14 protein-coding genes are annotated in these 20,101 nt (G+C 63.6%); 6 read left to right on the top strand and 8 right to left on the bottom strand.

The features are described 5' to 3' along the window. Positions 1–12: 12 nt before the first annotated feature. From murJ to trxA, 4 genes are all read left to right on the top strand, one after another. Positions 13–2,106, top strand: a complete 2,094-nt coding sequence (gene murJ / locus HNO80_RS11815) for a murein biosynthesis integral membrane protein MurJ (RefSeq protein ID WP_175323081.1) — start codon at positions 13–15, stop codon at positions 2,104–2,106. Positions 2,107–2,277: 171 nt separating this feature from the next. Then, on the top strand, positions 2,278–3,819 hold the full coding sequence (locus HNO80_RS11810) for a protein kinase family protein (RefSeq protein WP_175323044.1): 1,542 nt from the start codon (positions 2,278–2,280) through the stop codon (positions 3,817–3,819). 190 nt (positions 3,820–4,009) lie between these two features. Beyond that, positions 4,010–4,966, top strand: coding sequence for a thioredoxin-disulfide reductase (gene trxB, locus HNO80_RS11805; protein ID WP_175323043.1), 957 nt, complete (start codon positions 4,010–4,012; stop codon positions 4,964–4,966). A gap of 37 nt (positions 4,967–5,003) precedes the next feature. Beyond that, positions 5,004–5,330 (top strand): thioredoxin, encoded by a 327-nt coding sequence (gene trxA / locus HNO80_RS11800; RefSeq protein ID WP_175323042.1) that lies wholly within the window; start codon positions 5,004–5,006, stop codon positions 5,328–5,330. 5,345 nt (positions 5,331–10,675) lie between these two features. On the opposite strand, the gene HNO80_RS11795 is transcribed toward trxA, so the two are convergent. The 8 genes from HNO80_RS11795 to rpmH all read right to left on the bottom strand — a co-directional run bounded on the left by HNO80_RS11795 (position 10,676) and on the right by rpmH (position 16,478). Continuing rightward, a complete protein-coding gene (locus HNO80_RS11795) occupies positions 10,676–11,986 on the bottom strand; it encodes a ParB/RepB/Spo0J family partition protein (protein WP_175323041.1) in 1,311 nt (436 codons plus the stop codon). Positions 11,987–12,053: 67 nt separating this feature from the next. Next, complete coding sequence (locus HNO80_RS11790) at positions 12,054–13,121, bottom strand: ParA family protein (protein ID WP_349627341.1); 1,068 nt, start codon at positions 13,119–13,121, stop codon at positions 12,054–12,056. 85 nt (positions 13,122–13,206) lie between these two features. Further along, complete coding sequence (rsmG, locus tag HNO80_RS11785) at positions 13,207–13,857, bottom strand: 16S rRNA (guanine(527)-N(7))-methyltransferase RsmG (RefSeq protein ID WP_175323040.1); 651 nt, start codon at positions 13,855–13,857, stop codon at positions 13,207–13,209. A gap of 17 nt (positions 13,858–13,874) precedes the next feature. Then, complete coding sequence (locus tag HNO80_RS11780; protein ID WP_175323039.1) at positions 13,875–14,498, bottom strand: Jag family protein; 624 nt, start codon at positions 14,496–14,498, stop codon at positions 13,875–13,877. After that, positions 14,498–15,472, bottom strand: coding sequence for a membrane protein insertase YidC (gene yidC, locus HNO80_RS11775; protein ID WP_175323038.1), 975 nt, complete (start codon positions 15,470–15,472; stop codon positions 14,498–14,500). The genes HNO80_RS11780 and yidC overlap by 1 nt, the downstream gene beginning before the upstream one ends. 16 nt (positions 15,473–15,488) lie before the next feature. Next, positions 15,489–15,896 (bottom strand): membrane protein insertion efficiency factor YidD, encoded by a 408-nt coding sequence (gene yidD / locus HNO80_RS11770; protein ID WP_175323037.1) that lies wholly within the window; start codon positions 15,894–15,896, stop codon positions 15,489–15,491. Then, positions 15,889–16,299 carry a ribonuclease P protein component gene (gene rnpA, locus HNO80_RS11765; protein WP_175323036.1) on the bottom strand — a complete coding sequence of 137 codons (411 nt, stop codon included), beginning with the start codon at positions 16,297–16,299 and terminating at the stop codon, positions 15,889–15,891. Before rnpA ends, yidD begins: the two co-directional genes overlap by 8 nt. Before the next feature lie 41 nt (positions 16,300–16,340). Continuing rightward, the gene (gene rpmH, locus HNO80_RS11760) at positions 16,341–16,478 is read right to left on the bottom strand and encodes a 50S ribosomal protein L34 (RefSeq protein WP_003800212.1); all 138 of its coding nucleotides are present in this window, start codon (positions 16,476–16,478) and stop codon (positions 16,341–16,343) included. Positions 16,479–16,944: 466 nt separating this feature from the next. On the opposite strand from rpmH, the gene dnaA reads away from it, so the two are divergent. After that, on the top strand, positions 16,945–18,366 hold the full coding sequence (gene dnaA / locus HNO80_RS11755) for a chromosomal replication initiator protein DnaA (RefSeq protein ID WP_175323035.1): 1,422 nt from the start codon (positions 16,945–16,947) through the stop codon (positions 18,364–18,366). A 603-nt stretch (positions 18,367–18,969) separates the two neighbouring features. Next, positions 18,970–20,094 carry a DNA polymerase III subunit beta gene (gene dnaN / locus HNO80_RS11750; protein WP_175323034.1) on the top strand — a complete coding sequence of 375 codons (1,125 nt, stop codon included), beginning with the start codon at positions 18,970–18,972 and terminating at the stop codon, positions 20,092–20,094. Positions 20,095–20,101: the final 7 nt, after the last annotated feature.

The raw sequence follows: 20,101 nt of genomic DNA, 5'->3' as shown, positions 1-20,101 counted from the left end.
ACGATGAAGATAATGTCTGCCGCCAAGCCCCATTCTGAAAAGTCCGTCCCCTCCGGCACCGCCGCCCCTCAGGCCGCCCACTCCGGAGAGGCGCGGTCCAGCGCCGTCATGGCTGCCGGAACCTTGGTTTCGCGTTTCCTGGGCTTCGGCAAGACCTGGATGCTGGGAGCCGCCCTCGGCCTCGGATCCACGGTCACCGACACCTTCATCAACGCCAACAACCTGCCGAACCTGATCTTCCTGCTGGTGGCCGGCGGGGTGTTCAATGCCGTCCTGGTGCCGCAGATCATCAAGGCCAGCAAGGCGCCGGACCGCGGGGCGGACTACATCAGCCGCCTGCTGACCCTGGCCGTCGTCGTGCTGCTTTCCCTGACGCTGCTGGTGACCCTCCTCGCGCCGTGGGTGATTGAACTGACCACGCAGGGCTATTCGCCGCAGCAGAAGTCGCTGGCCGTGGCCTTTGCGTTCTGGTGCCTTCCGCAGATCTTCTTCTACGGCCTGTACGCCCTGCTCACCCAGGTGCTCAACGCCAACGGCGCCTTCGGTCCCGCCATGTGGGCGCCGATCCTGAATAACATCGTCGCGATTGCCGGGCTGGGCATGTTCATCGGAATCCTCGGCGCCAACGCGAGCAACCCGCACACGCTCGACAACTGGGGCTCTTTCCAGACCTTCCTGGTGGCGGGGTTCTCCACGATTGGCGTGGTGGCGCAAACAGCCATCCTGCTGGTTCCGGTCTTCCGGCTGCGGCTGGGCCTGCGGCCGCGTTTCGGCTGGCGCGGCGTGGGCCTGGGCCAGGCGGCGAAACTGAGCGTGTGGACGCTGGCCACCGCGGCCGCGGGGCAGCTGGCGTTCCTCTACGTCATGCGCATCGCCACGATCCCGGGTGCCGAGCGGCTCCGGTTGGAACGCGCGGGGGACCACGCCACGGCGGCAACCCTGCCAGGCAACGCCGTGCTCGAAGTGGCCAGCCAGCTCTACCTGCTCCCGCACTCCATCATCGCGCTCTCGCTGGCCACGGTGCTGTTCAACCGCATGACCCGCGCCTCCCAGGACGGCAACCGGGCCGAGCTTCGGCGGGCCCTGTCGCATGGCCTGCGCACCATGGCCGTCGCCACGGTCTTCGGCGCCCTGGCGCTCTTCGCCCTCGCGGGACCGCTGGGCATGTTCTTCTCGGGCGGCCACAAGCAGGACGGCGTCATGCTGGCCCAGACGCTCACCATCCTGGCGCTCAGCACCCCGTTCATGAGCGCGAACTTCATGATGTCCAGGGTGTTCTACGCGAACGAGGATGCGCGGACCCCGTTCTTCATCCAGCTGGTGCTGGCCTTGGTCAACGTGGTGTCGGCGTTCTTTATCCAGTTCCTGCCCTTTGACCAGATCATCTTCGCGATCGCGATTCTCTACACGGGCGGCAACATCCTCTCGGTCATGGTCAGTGCCTTCTTCCTCCGCCGGCTCCTCGGGCACCTCGACGGTCCGCGTGTGGCCAGCTCCTACATCCGCATGGGCTACGCCGCGCTCGGTTCGGCCATCGCAGGCGCCGGCGCCCTGTGGCTGATGGGCAGCTACCAGGCCGACGGCTTCGCCTGGAGCAGCCGGCCCGCAGCCTTGGTGACGGTCGTCGTCGTCGGCCCCGTCATGCTCGCCGTCTACTTTGTCCTGCTGAAAGTCCTCCGGGTCACGGAACTGGAGGACCTGCTGCAGCCGCTGCTGGGCCGCCTGCGGCGCACTCCCGCCGCCCCCGGCCCGGAAACCGCCCCGGAGCTTGAAGCCGAACCGGGCGCCGGTGAAGCCGTTGCGCGCGAAGTTCCGGCACCGCCGCGCCCGGCGCCGGAACGCGCCACCACGTCGGTGGATACCGGCCTGATTCCCCGGATCTCGGGCGAATTCGACGCCGCCTCCTTCCGTGCCGGCCCCGACCTGGGTACCGGGGACGGCCGGGGCTGGGCGGCGGACGGCAGTTACCTTCCCGAGGAGGAACTCCCGGGCACCGCCCAGGGCAGCCAGGGCCGTGCCGAAATTCCGCTGCCGGGGCGCCGGACCTATCAGGGCCAGGCCGGTCACAACCCCTACTTCCCGTTCGACCGGCGAAGGAAAAAATGACGCCTTTCATGCGCCCGTCGCCGGGATCACGCGGCGCGGACACTGCATCGGCTAGGATCGAAGACTAACAAGGGGAGTTGCAGACGAAGGGTCAACCGGCTTTACCGGGGGCCTTAGGTGACTGACGAAGTCGCCGAGGCCGGCAGTTCCCGGACAGCCTAGGAGGAGCCCGTGTCCCACCCGATCGATGTCGGATCAGTACTTGGCGGCCGTTACAAGGTCACTGCCATGGTTCTGACCTCGCATGACCAGGATCTGGTGCTGGACGGAGTGGATCAGGTACTGAACCGGCCGGTGAGCATCCTCGTAGCCGGCCCGGGCAACGCCGACCAGGTCGCCCAGAGCGCCCGCGAAGTGGCTACCGGCGAGCGGCCCGGCCACGTCCAGATCCTTGACCTTGGGGTCAGCGATGCTGCCACCTACCTGATCACCAACCACACTTCGGCCGCGGACCTGCTGGACCTCGTGGTGAGTTCCAACCCGCCGTACGTCGAGCCCTTCTTCACCGACACGCTGGGCAGCGAAATCTTCGGCCAGCCACGCTCCAACGAACCTGAGACCTATGACGGACTCTACGACGACGAGGAAGTCGACGCCGGGTACATCAACTACGGAGAGCAACAGCGCCAGGCCGGGCAACTGCCCCCGACGCCGGCGGCGCCCGCGCAGCGCGTTCCTGCTCCGCCGGCGGCCTCACCGGCCGCTGGTGCCCGTGGTGCCGGGGCGGCAGCTGCCGGGGCCGCCGGCGTAGCCGCCGGAGCTGCCGCGGCCAACGCTTCGAGGTCCCCGAAGACCGCGCCGCAGGAAGCTACGGCGCAGCCAACGGCCGCCCAGCCCGTTCAGGCCGCACAGCCCGCCCCCGAGGCGCCGAAGGTCTCCCGCTGGGAGGACGACGACTACGACGATGCCCAGCCTGACCAGCGGACGATGGCGATGCAGGCGGCCAGTGCGAAGGGCACTGGCGACGGCCGCGCGGCGCGGAGTTTCCCGGCGTTCGCGAAGAAGAGCGAATCCCAGGACCGCTACGACGACTATGACAACGATGATGACGACGACGCACCCCGGCGCGAACCGCGGTCCCTGCGCTGGCTCGTCGGCGCCCTGCTGGCCGCCGTGCTGGTGATTGGCTTGATCTTCGCCGTCACCAACCTTGGCGGCCTCTTCAAGGGCGGCACGCCCCAGGCCGCCAAGACCACGGCGTCCCCCGGCGCGCCCACGAAGTCGGACACGCCCTCCGCCACCCAGAGTGCGCCGCCGGCCGCGGTTCCCCCCGCTATCGAGTCAGTCACCCGGCAGGGCAACTTCGACTTCGCCGCTACCTACGACGGCGACCTGGTCAAGACCTACGACGGCAACGCCGCCAGCTACTGGTCCGACATGGAATTTGCCACCGACGGCTGGGGCGGCTTTGCTCCCGACGGCGTGCCGCTCGTCGTCAAACTGAAGGGTCCGGCCCAGATTTCCTCGGTGACCCTGAGCCAGCTTGGCGCGTCCGGCGGCAACATCAGCATCTTCACCAACGACCGGCCCACGCTCGACGGCGCCAAGCAGGTAGGCAGCAACAGCTTCACCTCCCCGGAGCTCACCATGCCCCTGCAGGAACCGGTCAAGGCACAGTACGTAATCGTTTCCATCAAGAGCCTGCCCAAGCTCGCCGCACCCAAGACCCGCTACGGCTACGGCCTGCGCCTGGCCGAGATCAAAATCCAGTAACTGCCTCCCGTTGGAGGCCGTAACCCGCGGGAAAGCAAACGCTCCAACCCCTTGGCTACCGGTACCCTGAGTGGTGGGCACGGCTGCGCCGCGCCCGGTGTGGGTGGAATATTCAGCTGCCCACATTAGTTGTGCCATGTGGCCGGCCACCCAGGCGGGCGCATCGACAAAGGAAGAGGTTCACCGTTTAGTGAGCAACGCAGAAAACACCGCGTCCGAAGTACGTGATGTCATCATCGTCGGCTCCGGGCCCGCAGGCTACACCGCCGCGGTCTACACGGCGCGCGCCAACCTGAAGCCGCTGCTCCTGGCGGGTTCCGTCACCGCCGGTGGAGAGCTGATGAACACCACCGACGTCGAGAACTACCCAGGCTTCCCGGATGGCATCATGGGCCCGGACCTCATGGAAAACTTCGAAAAGCAGGCCGAGCGCTTTGGCACTGAAATCCAGTTCGAGGACGTCACCGAACTGGACCTGGACGGCGACATCAAGACTGTGACCATCGGGACGGGGGAGACCTTCCAGGCGCGGTCCATCATTCTGTCGACCGGCTCTGCCTACCGCGAGCTTGGCCTTCCGAACGAAAAGCGTCTCTCGGGCCACGGCGTGAGCTGGTGCGCAACCTGCGACGGATTCTTCTTCAAGGATCAGGACATTGCCGTCATCGGCGGCGGTGACTCGGCAATGGAAGAGGCGCTGTTCCTGACCAAGTTCGCGAAGTCCGTCACTGTGGTTCACCGCCGCGACACGCTCCGCGCTTCCAAGATCATGGCCGACCGCGCCCTCGCCCACGAGAAGATCAATTTCATCTGGAACAGCGGCGTAGAGGACGTGCTGGGAGGCGACAAGGTCACCGGCCTGCGGCTGAAGAACCTCGTTGACGGCACCGAAACCGAGCTCGCCGTGACTGGAGTCTTCGTTGCGATCGGGAATGATCCCCGCACTGACCTCGTCAAGGGCAAGCTGGACCTTTCACCGGAAGGCACCATTGCCGTCCAGGGCCGTACTTCCAAGACGAGCGTCAAGGGCGTCTTCGCTGCCGGCGACGTCATCGACCCGACCTACCGCCAGGCCATCACCGCTTCGGGTTCGGGCTGTGTGGCCGCGCTCGACGTCGAGCACTACCTCGCAGACCTCCACGCCTAAGCGGCGCGCGGCAAGCATCTAAGAGAAAGACAAGGTTATGAGCAACGCTAAAGACGTAACAGACGCTAGCTTCAGCACCGACGTGCTGGGAGCCGACAAGCCCGTCATCGTGGACTTCTGGGCCGAATGGTGCGGTCCCTGCCGCAAGCTTGGTCCGATCCTGGACGAGATCTCCGTCGAGTACAGCGAGAAGGTCAACGTCGTCAAGGTGAACGTCGATGACAACCCGGCCATCGCTGCTGAATACGGCATCACCTCCATCCCGGCCGTTTACCTGTTCCAGGGTGGGGAAGTGAAGAGCACCGTCATCGGCGCCAAGCCCAAGCAGTTCTTTGAAAAGGAATTCGCCGACGTGCTGTCCTAGCCTGTAAGGCAGTTTCGGGCCGGCCCGATCAAAAGGCCTGCCATAACGCTGGTCCCCACTCACGGAGTAGGGGGCCAGCGTTTTTTGGTTTCCGCGTTTTTTGGTTTCGGGCGACTCGGGATTCGGGCTTTCCTATGCCGGCCCGTCGGATTGGAGGAACGCAGCTCGGGGGACTGCGCCTGAAGGTGGGAGCCAGTCTGCGGCTGGAGGACCAGGCCGGCGGTTTGATGGCGGGGCCGCGCCGGAGCTCGGATGGCGGGCTGAGCAGGTGGCCAGGTCCATTCCGGAGTTGGGCAGGGGTCGCCTGCCGACGCCGGCGCTGCCCTTTGCCAAGTGGCCGCCTGTGTTCTTCCGGACCGTTCCATCGTCGCTCGACACCACCCAGAATGCCGACCCTTCGGGCCTGCGGCATGAATGCAACATCATGCCGTTGATTAACGTGCTCTCTTTGGCCAGGTCGGCACGAGTTTCCGTGCAAGCGGGGGCCTTAGCCGGGGTAGGCGCGAGATCACTGTTCGAAGGATTCATCGGGGGAGCAGGTAGTGGTCGGCGGGCCGGTACACGCACGGAATCCCAAAGTCGTGTCCTCGCTTCGGAACGCGGAGCTGTGTCCCGTTGGGGTGGCGGCACCCTTTGGCGAAACCAGGAATGTCGCTGGTGACTCTCGTGAACGGAGTGCTTCCTGATTCGTGGTGCGGCCGGAGCGAATGGGCCCCCCGGGGAAATGTTTCACGTGAAACACTACCCTCGCGTGCCGGGTGTGGATTGGGCTGTGAGCGGCAAGCACACGCTCCGAGGCGGGACTAGCCCCTTAAATCGGCCCTTCTCAAACTCTTTCGGTAAGAGATCCTAACCTCCGCACACGAGCTCCCTACATCCCTGGAGGGCTGCGACCTTCGGGGGTGGACATGTTTCACGTGCAACCATCGCCCCACTGCGGTTTCGGAAATCGTTGCGCCTTACGCCGATTCGCTCCCACACCGTGCGAATACGTGCGACGCAGGGACCGAAAGAGCGTCCGGGGGCTCCAGGACATAGTGTGTGGGCTGTCTGGTTGAGTAGACCAGCTACCGACTCGTACTGACGACCTGGCTACCGCAAGCGGCACCTCCCGTCGGCTGGGGAACGGATCCGTTCATCTGTTCCCTGGTGGGGGCCCTGCTCATTGACGGCACGGGACTGAGAGTGTAGCCCTAGACCCGGCAAATCGTGCTCACTGCACGTTCCACACCGGAGGAACATGTTTCACGTGAAACACCATTCCAGTACAACAAAGTAAACAAGGACCGTCCACTCTCCCGGAGGTCGTTTGCCCTTCCCCACTTCTTGAGCCCGGCTTGGACCAGTACCGGTAGTCCACTATCAAAAGGTCCTCATAAGCACCGAATGACTCGAAATAGCACCGCATGGGGACGCACAACTCGAAGCCACGGCAGTCCTAATCCCTCGTCTCCCCTTGCCCGGCACTCCGGGGGTCCGATGCAGAACTAACTGACACCGCAGTGAGCCTTTCCCAAAGGAAATGGGAACAATCAACCTACCTTTCCACCGCGCTCCGGAAGTACCATGGCGCCCAACAATGGAATGCAAACGCTCCCGCAATTCTGGGGCTACTCGGCGATGTTTCACGTGAAACCCCGCCCCACAGCCCGACTGCCGCCTAGAAACCCCTTGGCCGGGCAACATGCCACTCGTACGATCTCCACGCACAGCAATTGACCTGCAGTCGCTATAGGTTTGGCAGAACATCGGACTCCACGACTGGCATCCAGCTCGTTCGAATCGCCGAAACAGCCTTCCGGCTATCGGCCAGGTCCGAGCTCTACGTTCGGCAGCCCTCCACCAAGCCTTGGACCGGCGGATGAATACCTTGTTTGGGAGGAACCTGTCCTCAGTGCCAAGGGGATCTGGAGCCGTTGAGGCCCGTCTTGCGCAGCAGCACCCGCCCTGGTAGGCCGCGACGGACACGGAATGCCTGTCGACGGGGACAGTTGGCACGAGGGCCTGTTCCTCAGGCTGGATTCCCCGCGGCAGGCCGGCTCACCGGGCGGACATGCCCGATAGCGGGGGCAGCATTGAACTCCGGGGATATCCCGGGAAGCAGACCGGGGGTGACTGCGGGAGCTATCCTCGGCGCCTGGCAGCCTGCGTCCGCAGAGCACCACGAGAAGTCCGCGGCCTGACTCAAACCTGCGACAAGCCGTTCCAGGTCGCCGCTGAAAAGCAAACCTCGCAGCCACCACTCTGGACTCGGCGATCGAGAGGACTCAAACCCCCAACCGGAAGCTAGGTGCCGAAAGGAAACGAGGACCAACGCTGGCCCACACCGCCTATGCTCGGCTGGGGGATTGCGGCACTCGGACACTGTTCCGAACCCCGTGCCCGTCGACGTCGGACTCGTGCACTCCGGAGGACTTCCCTACGGCGGGGCAACAACGCAGGCAACATCTAGTGCGCCGTCCCTAACCTGGCCGGCATGGGACTGACGCGCCCCTTCGCGGGAGCAATGCGGTACGCGGGACCGGGACCGTCGGACTAGGGGAACGCCGTTGCGACCCCTCCGTCAGACGGCCCACCAACGGAAGGCGCAGGCGCTGGAATCCATGCGTGAGGTTTGGAAATAGTCCGTGTGCAGCACCGGACTTTCGACGGCGTTGCTGCATCTGGCGCCCAGTGAGCAAGGATCCACCGTGGCCCCGAAGTGCCCACCGAGGCGCATTCCCACTTGCTCGGACCGAAGCAATCCTCGCTGTTAGCTGCCCCCCCGCGCCACCCCCGGCCGGCAAAATTGAAGCGCTGCACTACCCTCCCGGTGTCGAACCAGGGATGGCGGGCAAGTGCACAGCATCTTCTCCACAGAAGTTATGCACACAGTTTTCCACAGGACACTGAGACATTACGCACAGCGCTATCCACAGGACGACTTGACACCAGCCTGCGGACTTCCAGCCTGAACGCAGCCGTCGACAAGCTACTACCCCGTACACGCTCAAAGGCCAGCTCCCTCGGCCATCTGCCCAAAGTCGAACCCCTGCACCGGATGCCAGTGAATTTAACCAGACTCTGTGGATTTTAAGGTCATTTGTGTGTACGGTCGCGGGCGACGCCATGTGGGGCGTCCTGTTTCACGTGAAACAATATGGGCCGCCGAAGCGGACCAACAATCGACGGAGCATCCGGCCCGGACGGAACCGCAGTTCCCGGCTCCACTGTCCACCGCAGCCCGAAAGTAATCCACAAAGTTATCCACAGCGATATCCACCGCTCATGAGCCAGCCTGCGACGCAGTCAGTGCGCCGCCCGGGCTGCGTCTCGCGACTTCCGTACTAGCGGACAATGCACAAGCAGGCCGCCGAGGACTACCTCAGAGGAGGTGCCGAACCACTACTCCCTCGTAGTCAGCCCTGGGGAAAGCCGACTGGCTCACAGCTCAAATCTCCGACCCGGGACTACGCCTGGGCCTTACTGGGGGAGGACGTCTGAAACTTACGGTGCTCAGCTGCGACCGCCGGCCGCACTGTCGTGCGCCCCGACGTCGGATCGTGTCGACTGTGGACAGTTCACGGGCGTGAGGGAGGACGGGGGAGTCAATAGCCACGGCTCCGCACACCGTGCAGCTTCGTCCCGCAACGCCAGGCGGTGCCCCCACCACGGGCCACCACTGCGCCTGTGGTGCACCGCGGCTGGCTGTGACCAGTGGCATCCCACCTGCCGTAATGGATAATCCAGCCAGGTCAGCAGCCACTTGCTGTCTCCCGATCGGAGTGGGAACTTCGTCATGGCCAGGAAGAGTGCACAGTAGTCCGGGTGCAGCCTGTCGACGCCGCACTGGCCCCCAAGACAGCACAGATGCATTTCCACGGTGGGGTCCCTTAGGGGCACAGATGCATTTCCTATGGTGGGCTCCGTGCGGCGGCACAGATGCACTTCCTGCGCTGGGGTCCGTGGGCTAATGTGTCCAATGCCGTCAGCCAGAAAGTTGCAGCCGGCGCGCTATGGCGCCCCATCGACGGATTTCGACATCCGCTACAACATTGGACGGGCAGTGATAGACGTACAGGTTCCGGTAGTACAGAGGGGGAGGTGCAAGCACGTTTGAGTACGGTACGCCCGCCCCAACGCTGCTGTGAGGACCTCTCTCCGCTGTGCTCGGGCCGCGCCACGTCTAAGCCACTCCGAACGCGGAATCTCCTAGGCGCTGATCGATAGTCACCATCGGCGTTGTTCCATGGTTTGGTTCGAGCGACAATGTGTCGTTGGCGAAGGGGAACGCGCCGTCGGGTATGTGGAGTCAGCACCTTCGGCATGTTTCACGTGAAACAGCGGGGGATAGGTGAAGCCAAAGCGACCAGCAACCGGTCCTCCCAGTGACGATTCCACCGGGCGCGAGCCTGCCGGCGAGACAGACCGTGCGACGCTACTACTTGCATGCGGCAACCGCGTCGGAAAAACCCCTCAGCCCGACCAGCGAAGGCTGCGTCGACTACTGGAACAACAGCAATCCCGCCAAATAGGCGAGCAGCTGCGGTTTAGCCCCCTGCCATGGCGTCTATCGGGAAGCTGAAGGGAGCTCGCGAAAAGCTGTTTCAGTCTCGCAAACGGCTCCCAACGAGTGCCCTGGGGCGGTCGATGCTGTCTAGGCTTGGCCCACCTCTTCCCGCCGTCCGACGGAAGACGAGCTGTCGTCGTGATCCAGCGCCGACACATACGGGAAAGGCGGAGTCTTTCTGGTCCGTAGTGCCTCATTCAACCCATTCCGGGGAGAGCCCGGATCGCGGCTTCGTTCTTCGCTTATCCCACGTCGTTTCACGTGAAACATACCGCACCGGGCCGTGAGAACGTGCACTCCGACGCCCACCAGCTGAGGCCACTGGGGCGCGCTGCTGTGTTCCAAAGGGGATAGCCTCTAGGCCGGCATGCCCGGCTACCGCACCTGCTCCTTGTCCACAGGCGTTGTAGGCGCCCACACTGCCGACACTGCCCTACGCGCGCTCTGCCTGCGTTCCTGCGTACTGCGGCCCCTGGCGTGCGCATTGAGACCATCCCAGAGCCCTGCCACGGCGATAGAGCCGCCGCCGCTGCCCCAAGCACTCCGCGGCGCCTCAAAACCGAACCAGGTGGCCCAGCGGCCCACGGGAGGGCCCAGAGAGGCCAGCGGAGCCCGCCCGCCAGCGCTGGCGGGCACTTCTGAGTCGATCGGCCACGCGCGGATTTTTGAAACGGAAGCCGTAAGGCGAGCGGCACGGCCGGAAAGCGCTTCGAGCTACCTTTTGGCATCCAACACACAAAAGACAGGGCCTGTTTCACGTGAAACAGGCCCTGTCTCCAGGATAATGCGCTAAGAGTTAGCTTGGGGCACCAGGTGTGAGGACGTCCATGATCCGGTTCAGATCCTCGACGCTGGCGAATTCGATGCTGACGCGGCCCTTGCGGGCCCCCAGCGAGATCTTCACGTTGGTGTCCAAGCGGTCGGACAACGACGAAGCCAGGTAGTCGAGCCGCTCGTGGCGTGCACCCGGACGGGGGATATTGTTCTTCGTCGGCGCTGCCGGGCTCTGGTACAGCGTCACGGCTTCTTCCGTGGCGCGGACGGACATGCCCTCGGCCACGATCTTTTGGGCGAGCCGCTCCATCGCGGCGGCGTCGGGAAGAGCAAGGAGGGCACGAGCGTGGCCGGCCGAAATCACACCGGCGCCGACACGGCGTTGAACAAGCGGAGGGAGCTTCAGCAGGCGGAGGGTGTTCGACACCTGGGGCCGGGAGCGGCCAATCCGGTCAGCAAGCTGCTCATGGGTGGTCCCAAAGTCCTCCAGCAGCTGCTGGTACGCAGCTGCCTCTTCCAGGGGATTCAGCTGGCTGCGGTGGAGGTTCTCGAGCAGAGCGTCGCGAAGCAGGTCATCATCAGTGGTGTCGCGGACGATTGCCGGAATAGTGTCCAGCCCGGCGGCCTGTACGGCACGCCAGCGACGCTCACCCATGACGAGCTCGTAGGGTTCGCCACCTTCTTCGGTTGAGGTACGCACCACAATTGGCTGGAGCACGCCGATTTCACGAACAGAATGCACCAGCTCCGCCATATCGTCCTCATCGAAGACGGAACGCGGCTGCTTGCGGTTGGGGTGGATGTCCGAAACAGGGATTTCCGCGAAACGGACGCCGGGAACTTCAATCAGATCAACGCCGTTGTCGTTGGCAACCGCGTCCGGCGCGGGCACCGGCTTGGTGTCAGTCGGACCCGCGTCCGGGGAGCCGTTCCGGACTGTGGAGTCCTTGGGTGCAGCTGCCTTCTTCACGGCCGCGCCGCCGGTCTGAGCCGGGGCAGCCGGCTTCTTCGTCGCTGCCTTCGTCCCGGCCTTGACCGGCTCAGGCTTTCCAGCCGGCGCGGCAGTTTCGTCCGTGCCGGGAGTTTCCTCCAGGGCAGTCGTCGCAGGGGCAGCGGTCGCAGAAGAAGACGCCGTCGTCTTGTCTGCGGGGGCTTCCGTCGCTTCCGTGGTCTCTTCCGTCAGCGCCGCGTCGGGGGTCCGCTTCCTGGCCTCAGGAAAAAACAGATCCACCGGCCGGGACGGGGCAGAACCGGTCCCGGAGGCGTTAGCCGAGGCGGAACTTGGAATCAGTGCGCCAAGTCCACGGCCAAGGCCGCGTCGCTTATCGCTCATGGATAAATCCCTCCAGTGGAAGAGCCCGGCTTGACCCGGCTCTGGCTAGTGCAATGTTGAGAAGATTCTAACGTTCAGCAATTTCCGCTGCGGCTTCCAAATAGGAAAGAGCGCCGCTGGAGGAAGGATCATAGGTCATCACGGTCTGCTGATAGCTCGGCGCCTCGGAAATTCGCACCGACCGCGGAACCACAGCCCCGAGAACCTGCTCCGGGAAGTGTTCACGGACTTCCGCTGCCACCTGGGCGGCAAGGTTGGTACGCCCGTCGTACATCGTCAGCAGGATGGTGGAGACCACCAGATCGGCGTTGAGGTGCTTCTGGATCATTTCGATGTTCTTGAGCAGCTGGCTCAGGCCCTCAAGGGCGTAGTATTCGCACTGGATCGGGATGAGGACCTCACCGGCCGCGCAGAAGGCGTTGACTGTCAGAAGTCCCAGGCTCGGCGGGCAGTCGATGAAGATGTAGTCGAGCCGTTCCTCGCCGTTCTTGGCGCGTTCCTTGGCGTAGACGTCGATGGCCCGCCGGAGGCGCTGCTCGCGGGCGACCAGGCTGACGAGCTCGATCTCAGCGCCGGCCAGGTGGATGGTGGCCGGGGCGCAAATCAGTTTGTCGATGTCCGGGCACGGTGCCACGACGTCCTGCAGCGGCACGTCGTTGATGAGGACGTCATAGATGCTGTCGACGTCGGCGTGGTGTTCGATACCCAGGGCGGTAGAGGCGTTGCCCTGCGGATCGATGTCGATCACGAGCACATTCAGGCCAGCGGCAGCCAAGGCAGCGGCGATGTTGACCGTGGTGGTTGTCTTACCCACCCCGCCCTTCTGGTTGGAGACGGTGAAGATGCGGGTCTTCTCCGGCTTCGGCAGTTCACGGCCCAGCAGACGTTCCCGACGCTTGTTCTCATGAGCAAGCTCGCGGGCAATCGGACTCGAATCGTCGATCGAGTCCAGGACGTTGCCGACGGACGCGACGGAGGTTTCACGTGAAACGCTGGCGGCAACAGGAACGTCTGCATCCGATCCGGTTTGTTTGGAGGAGATATTGTGAGCGACCGCGGGCGCGGAAAAGGCCCGCGCTGACCCCAGGGACACAAACGGGGGGATCCGTTGTGTGGAGGCTTCGCTACTGCTCACTTGACACTCTCGCTCTCATTCGGCTTTTGCTGCCGGTTACTAGCCTAACCTCTTCCCAAACAAGACCGATGGCACCGGGCGGGTGCTACGCAATCTTTCGAGGCTTGTTCACAACGATTCGGACTACGGTTGTGGGTTCCTCGAGGAGGTCTTCGCCGACGACCACAACAGAGGTCTCCACCCCGCCGAGTTTCCGGATGACCTTGGCGGCCTTCTCAATCTCCTCGCCGGCGCTCCGCCCCTTGATGGCAACGACCTCGCCCTTGCCGCCGAGCAGCGGAATGGTGAGTCCGGCGAGGTTGGAGAGGGCAGAAACAGCCCGGGCAGTGACGACGTCGGCGTTCACGTGCCCCACGGCCAGTTCCGCACGGGTCCGCATCACCGTGACGTTCTCCAACCCAAGGTCATCGACGACTTCCTGCAGCCAGATCACCCGCCGCTCCAGCGGCTCGATCAGTGTCAGTTGCAGGTCCGGCCGCGCAATGGCCAGGCAAAGACCCGGGAGCCCGGCCCCGCTGCCGACGTCGGCAACGTGGCTTCCCTGGGCAATCTCGCGTTCAATAACGGCACAGTTGAGGACATGCCTGCTCCACAACCTGGGCACTTCGCGCGGCCCGATTAGCCCGCGTTCGGTGCCGGACGTGGCAAGGTGCTCAACGTAGCGTTTTGCCAGTTCCAGCCGGTCGCCAAAAATAGACTCTGCGGCCTTCAGTTCGGCCGCGGTAATTTCCACCATCAAGCTACCCCGCGGATTCAGTCTGCGGAGACAACGATGTGCCGGTCGGCACCTTCGCCTTCGGATTCGCTGACGAACCCGAGATCAGCAACGGCGTCGTGCACGATCTTGCGCTCGTAGGCGCTCATCGGTGCCAGCGCGACGGACTTGCCAGATTCCTTGACCGAGGCGATGGCGTCTTCGGCGATCTGCTGCAGGTCACCGGCGCGGTCGGCTCGGTAGCCATTGATGTCCAGCACGAGGCGGGAGCGGTTTTCCGTGGCGGAGAGCACCGCAAGGCGGGTGAGTTCCTGAAGGGCTTCGAGCACTTCGCCGTCGCGGCCAACGAGGCTCTCCAGGCCTGAGGAGTCGTCCTCGGCAACTATGGAGATGTAGGTGCGGCCGTTTCGGACCTCAATATCGATGTCGCCGTCGATGTCGGCGATGTCCAGGAGCTCCTCGAGGTAGTCCGCGGCGACATCGCCCTCTTCCTCCAGGCGGCTTGCCGAAGTGCCCTTTCCGGAACCGGCAGCAGCGTCCTCGGAATCGTTCCCGGCCTCTTGGGGGCCGTCTTCCTGGACATCTCCCTGGACGTCGTCCTGGAAAGTGTCCTGATCGGAGGCTTCGGCGGAAATAGCGTGTTCGGTGCTCTCGGCAGACATTACTTCCTCTTCCTGTTCTTGCGCTGGGGCTGGACGCGCTGGCTCTTGGCGGCGACGGCGGCCGCAGCGGCAGCCGCTTCAGCCTCGGCGTCGGCCTTCTTGGCGCCCATCAGGGGCAGGGACGGCAGTCCCTTGGCGGCACGGCGCTCGGCGAGGGCCTTCGCGGCGGGCGATCCCGGCGTCGGCATCCGGCGGATGACAAAGAACTGCTGGCCCATGGTCCAAAGGTTCGTGGTGGTCCAGTAGATCAGGACACCGATGGGGAAGTTGATGCCGCCGACGCCGAAGACGAGCGGCAGGATGTACAGCATCATCTTCTGCTGGCGCATGAACGGGCTCGCCATGGCCTCTTCGGACATGTTCTTCGCCATGATCTGCTTCTGGGTGATGAACTGCGAGGCCGTCATGGCCAGGATCATCACGATCGAGAGGATCCAGACCGCCATCTGGTTGCCGCCACCGCCGTGCAGCAGGGAGGCAGAAAGCGGAGCGCCGAAAATGCTGGATTCGTCGAACTGCACCACCTGGTCGTGGCTGAGGGCGCCGATGCCCTTGCCGGTGGTCTTGGCGTTGCTGATGCCCGAGAGAACCTGGAACAGCGCGAAGAAGAACGGCATCTGGATCAGCATCGGCAGGCAGGCCGAGAACGGGTTGGTGCCGTGCTTCTTGTACATGGCCATCTGTTCCTGTGCCATGGCCTGGCGGGAGAGCTGGTCGGTCTTGCCCTTGTACTTGTCCTGAAGCTTCTTCAGGTCGGGCTGGAGCAGCTGCATGCCGCGCTGGGCTTTGATCTGCTTGACGAACACGGGGATCAGGGCGGCGCGGATGACCAGCACCAGCCCGATGATGGACAGCGTCCAGGTCCAGCCGTTGGCGGCCGGGAGGCCGATGGCGCTCAGTCCATCGTGGAAGCCCACCATGATGATGGAAACCAGCCACTTGAACGGAAACATGATTGTTTCAAAGAAGTCCATACGATATCCCTATTCGTCAGGCCGCCGAGCGGCCTTCTCCATCAGACTGAGCAGCCAGGTACTTGTCCGGGTTGTTCAGCACAACAATTCTGGGGGTGTGGCCCTCCGGCCACTCCCGGTGCCCGGCGGGGACGTGGTCCACTCCGCCGGAATTCCATGGGTGGCAGCGCGCCAGGCGCCGGGCCGCAAGCCAGCTCCCCTTCACGGCGCCGTGCACCGTGATTGCCTCCAGCGCGTACGCCGAGCAGCTGGGGAAGAAGCGGCAAACCTGTCCGTACAGCGGCGAGACCACCTTGCGGTAGGCCATCAGCAGCAGGATCAGGATGTTGCGGGGCAGGTTCCAGACCGCCCGGCCGAGCCAGGCTGCGGCCGCTTTGACGCGGGATTCAGAAACAGGGACGACGGCGGCAGTCGAGTTACGCACGCGGGGTCCCTTCCTGTGTTGTCTCGTAAGAAACTGTAGAAGCGGCCTGTGGAAGGCGGCTGCCCAACCGTTTCATGGTCGTCTCCAAAGCGGCGTCATAGTCGCTGCACAGATCATCCCAGCCGGCGGCCGCCGAGGCAGGCAGTGCCCGGACCACGATAGCGAACCCGCTGGGATATTTCTGCAGCGACAAGGCGCCGGCTTCTCTTAGTCTCCTCTTAACGAGGTTCCTGACAACAGCGTTCCCAACACTCTTGGAAACGATGAAACCGATCCGGCTTGGTTCATCGGCAGCGAGAGCTGCCGTATATAACACTAAGTTCCGGCGTCCATTACGGACGCCGGAACGTACAGTTGTTGAAAAATCGGTAGGGGTCCTCAGACGGTTCCGGGTGGCTAGCACCGTTCAACTCGCATAGGGATGGTGACCGACGAGTCAGTTATTTAGGCCGACAGCTCGGTGCGGCCCTTGCCACGACGGGCTGCCAGGATGGCACGGCCGGCACGGGTACGCATACGAAGGCGGAAGCCGTGCTTCTTGGCTCGACGGCGGTTATTCGGCTGAAAAGTCCGCTTGCTCACGTTAGTTACTCCAGTGGATCAAAGGTGCGCCCACCCGATCAAAAAAGGGGAAGAACTGGCCGACGCTAAGTTTTGTATGTGCCGCCACCCTCGACTCGCAAGACGCAGGCGTCGGGGAGAGATTCAATGAGGCGAAAAGCGGACACAAAGGACTTCACAACGTTAGGGGAAAAGCGCCCCCAGAGTCAAACCGGGAGGTGTTCAGCCGCCTGTCCCCAGCTGTGGTTAACCCGGCCGCCAGCCTGTGGATGAAGTGGGTCACGCCCCTGCATTTGGAACCACACCCGTGTAATTATCCACAGGGCTGATCCCAGCTATCTTCTGGTCTTTTCATCCCCTAGAGTGTCCCAGTAGCCGATTATCCACGGACTGTGCACAACCCTGTGGATTAAGCCGGGGCCAGCAGTCTGGTTCGGGCCTCGTGGCTGCAGGTAACGCAGGCAAGCAAGGTTTGAGGAACTGATTGATGACGGTAGACGAAGCCAACCACGCGAACACCGTCGGAAGTTCCTGGCGGCGGGTTGTCAGCCTTCTTGAGAACGACCACCGGGTCACCCCCCGGCAGCGTGGCTTCGTGATCCTCGCCCAGGCCCAGGGGCTGATCGGTTCCACCCTGCTGGTCGCCGTACCCAACGAACTCACCCGCGAGGTGCTCCAGACCCAGGTCAAGGAAGCCCTCGATGACGCCCTGCGGGATGTCTTTTCCGACGAAATCCGCTGCGCGATCGACGTCGACACCGATCTGGTGCCGCTCCATGTCGAGCCGGAACCAACCGCCGAACTGTCCCTGGTCGCCGACCCCATGGTGGAACTGAAGCCGCAGCCAATGCTGCCGAGCACTTCCCACGAATTCGGCCGGCTGAATCCGAAGTATGTCTTCGACACGTTCGTGATCGGTTCCTCCAACCGCTTTGCCCATGCGGCCGCCGTCGCCGTCGCCGAAGCGCCTGCCAAGGCGTACAACCCGCTGTTCATCTACGGGGACTCGGGTCTGGGCAAAACCCACCTGCTGCACGCGATCGGCCACTACGCCCGCCGGCTCTACAGCGGCATCCGGGTCCGCTACGTGAACTCCGAGGAATTCACGAACGACTTCATCAACTCCATCCGCGACGATGAAGGCACCAGCTTCAAGACCACCTACCGCAACGTGGACGTCCTGCTGATTGATGACATCCAGTTCCTGGCCGGCAAGGACCGGACCCTGGAGGAGTTCTTCCACACCTTCAACGCCCTGCACAACAACAACAAGCAGGTTGTCATCACCTCCGACCAGCCGCCCAAGCTGCTCGCCGGCTTCGAAGACCGCATGAAGTCCCGCTTCGAGTGGGGCCTGCTCACCGACATCCAGCCGCCGGAACTGGAAACCCGCATCGCGATCCTCCGCAAGAAGGCCCTGAGCGAAGGCCTTTCCGCCCCGGACGACGCCCTGGAGTACATCGCTTCGAAAATCTCCAGCAACATCCGCGAACTCGAGGGTGCGCTGATCCGGGTCACGGCGTTCGCGAGCCTGAACCGCCAGCCGGTCGATGTGGCCCTGGCCGAAATGGTTCTCAAGGACCTGATCACCGACGACGGCGCCCAGGAGATCACCTCCGCGCAGATCCTCACCCAGACGGCCGACTACTTCAAGCTCAGCATGGAAGAACTCTGCAGCAAGTCCCGCACGCGGACCTTGGTCACCGCGCGGCAGATCGCGATGTACCTGTGCCGGGAGCTCACCGACATGTCGCTACCCAAGATCGGCCAGGAGCTCGGCGGCCGCGACCACACCACGGTCATCCACGCCGACCGGAAGATCCGCGAACTGATGGCGGAGCGCCGCGTGATCTACAACCAGGTGACCGAACTGACCAACCGGATCAAGCAGCAGCAGCGCAATTCCTGAACTGGTTCCTGCCCTGAGCAGACGCGCACTCTTACCTTATTAACAGGGGCCTGTGGACAACCCTGTGGATACTTAAGGGGACAACCGCGGTTAATGGGCTTAAAACCCTTAAGGCGCCTGTGGATCGGCAAAACGCCCGAAAATGTTGTCCCCATCCACACCCTGTTTAAAACCTGCTCCACCCACATTCCATGAACAGGGCTTAACCCCGGAACCGCACCGCCAGACCGAGTTATCCACAGTTTCCACAGCAGTTATTAACACTACTAATCCCAAGAAAATGAAATTCCCTCAAACAACAGTTTCGTTCCGACCCCCCACCGGCCAGCCCTGGCCCTCTTGAAGCCAGGCACCGGAGCGCGCTCGGGAACCACACTGGTGTAACCCGGGGATGGGAGAACTCGGATCTTGGGGCTAAGCTGTCTGCAGTGTGTCCGTCCCGGACACTCTCTTGTCATTCGCAACCCGGAAACGGAAAGCGACGGGAGGAAGACCCGGGGGTGCATGCACTTACCTTTTTGGCGGATCCGGCAGCGCGCCGAGGCCGCCATGGCCCTGTGAGTTTTAGCTTTTGTCAGCAGCAATGAAAGGCGGCACCCTTCCGTGAAGTTCAGAGTCGAACGGGACGTCCTGGCCGAAGCCGTGACCTGGACCGCCCGGTCGTTGTCTCCGCGGCCGCCTGTTCCCGTGCTTTCCGGTTTGCTCCTCAAGGCGGAAGCCGGCACTGTCAGCCTCTCCAGCTTTGACTACGAGACCTCGGCACGCCTGGAAATCCCCGCTGACATCACCACCGAGGGCACGATCCTGGTGTCCGGCCGCCTCCTCGCCGATATTTGCCGCAGCCTGCCCTCCGCCCCGGTCGAAATCGAAACCGACGGCAACAAAGTCACGCTGACCTGCCGCCGGAGCAGCTTCCACCTGGCCACGATGCCGGAGGCGGAATACCCGCCGCTGCCTGCGCTGCCCCCGATCAGCGGCACCGTGCCGGGCGATTCGTTCGCGCAGGCCGTTTCCCAGGTGATCATCGCGGCCAGCAAGGACGACACGCTTCCCATCCTCACCGGCGTCCGGATGGAGATCGAGGACGACCTCATCACGCTGCTCGCCACCGATCGCTACCGCCTCGCCATGCGCGAAGTGCCCTGGAAGCCCGCAACTCCGGGCATCTCCACCAGCGCCCTGGTGAAAGCCAAGACCCTCAACGAAGTTGCCAAGACACTCGGCGGCAGCGGCGACATCAACCTCGCCCTCGCCGACGACGACAGTCGGCTGATCGGTTTCGAGAGCGGCGGCCGCACGACGACGTCGCTCCTGGTTGATGGTGACTACCCGAAAATCCGTTCGCTGTTCCCGGATTCCACCCCGATCCACGCCACCGTGCAGACCCAGGAACTGGTCGAGGCCGTCCGCCGCGTATCGCTTGTGGCCGAGCGCAACACCCCGGTCCGGCTTGCGTTCACCCAGGGACAGTTGCACCTTGACGCCGGAACCGGTGAGGACGCCCAGGCTTCAGAAGAGCTCGAGGCCCAGCTGACCGGCGAAGACATCACCGTGGCCTTCAACCCGCACTACCTCATCGAAGGCCTTAGCGTCATCGAGACCAAGTTTGTGCGGTTCTCCTTCACCACGGCGCCGAAGCCGGCGATGATCACCGCCCAGCAGGACGCCGACGGCGAGGACCAGGACGACTACCGCTACCTGGTCATGCCGGTCCGTCTGCCCAACTAGTCCCCAC

The sequence above is a fragment of the Arthrobacter sp. C9C5 genome (assembly GCF_013359735.1).
Lineage (GTDB): Bacteria > Actinomycetota > Actinomycetes > Actinomycetales > Micrococcaceae > Arthrobacter.
This window is presented reverse-complemented; position numbering and strand designations above follow the sequence as displayed.

What these genes read in the sequence shown, in the direction of transcription:
- HNO80_RS11795 (WP_175323041.1), bottom strand. Translation starts at nt 11,986, where the DNA reads ATGAGCGATAAGCGACGCGGCCTTGGCCGTGGACTTGGCGCACTGATT.
- HNO80_RS11780 (WP_175323039.1), bottom strand. Translation starts at nt 14,498, where the DNA reads ATGTCTGCCGAGAGCACCGAACACGCTATTTCCGCCGAAGCCTCCGAT.
- yidC (WP_175323038.1), bottom strand. Translation starts at nt 15,472, where the DNA reads ATGGACTTCTTTGAAACAATCATGTTTCCGTTCAAGTGGCTGGTTTCC.
- rsmG (WP_175323040.1), bottom strand. Translation starts at nt 13,857, where the DNA reads ATGGTGGAAATTACCGCGGCCGAACTGAAGGCCGCAGAGTCTATTTTT.
- dnaA (WP_175323035.1), top strand. Translation starts at nt 16,945, where the DNA reads ATGACGGTAGACGAAGCCAACCACGCGAACACCGTCGGAAGTTCCTGG.
- murJ (WP_175323081.1), top strand. Translation starts at nt 13, where the DNA reads ATGTCTGCCGCCAAGCCCCATTCTGAAAAGTCCGTCCCCTCCGGCACC.
- trxA (WP_175323042.1), top strand. Translation starts at nt 5,004, where the DNA reads ATGAGCAACGCTAAAGACGTAACAGACGCTAGCTTCAGCACCGACGTG.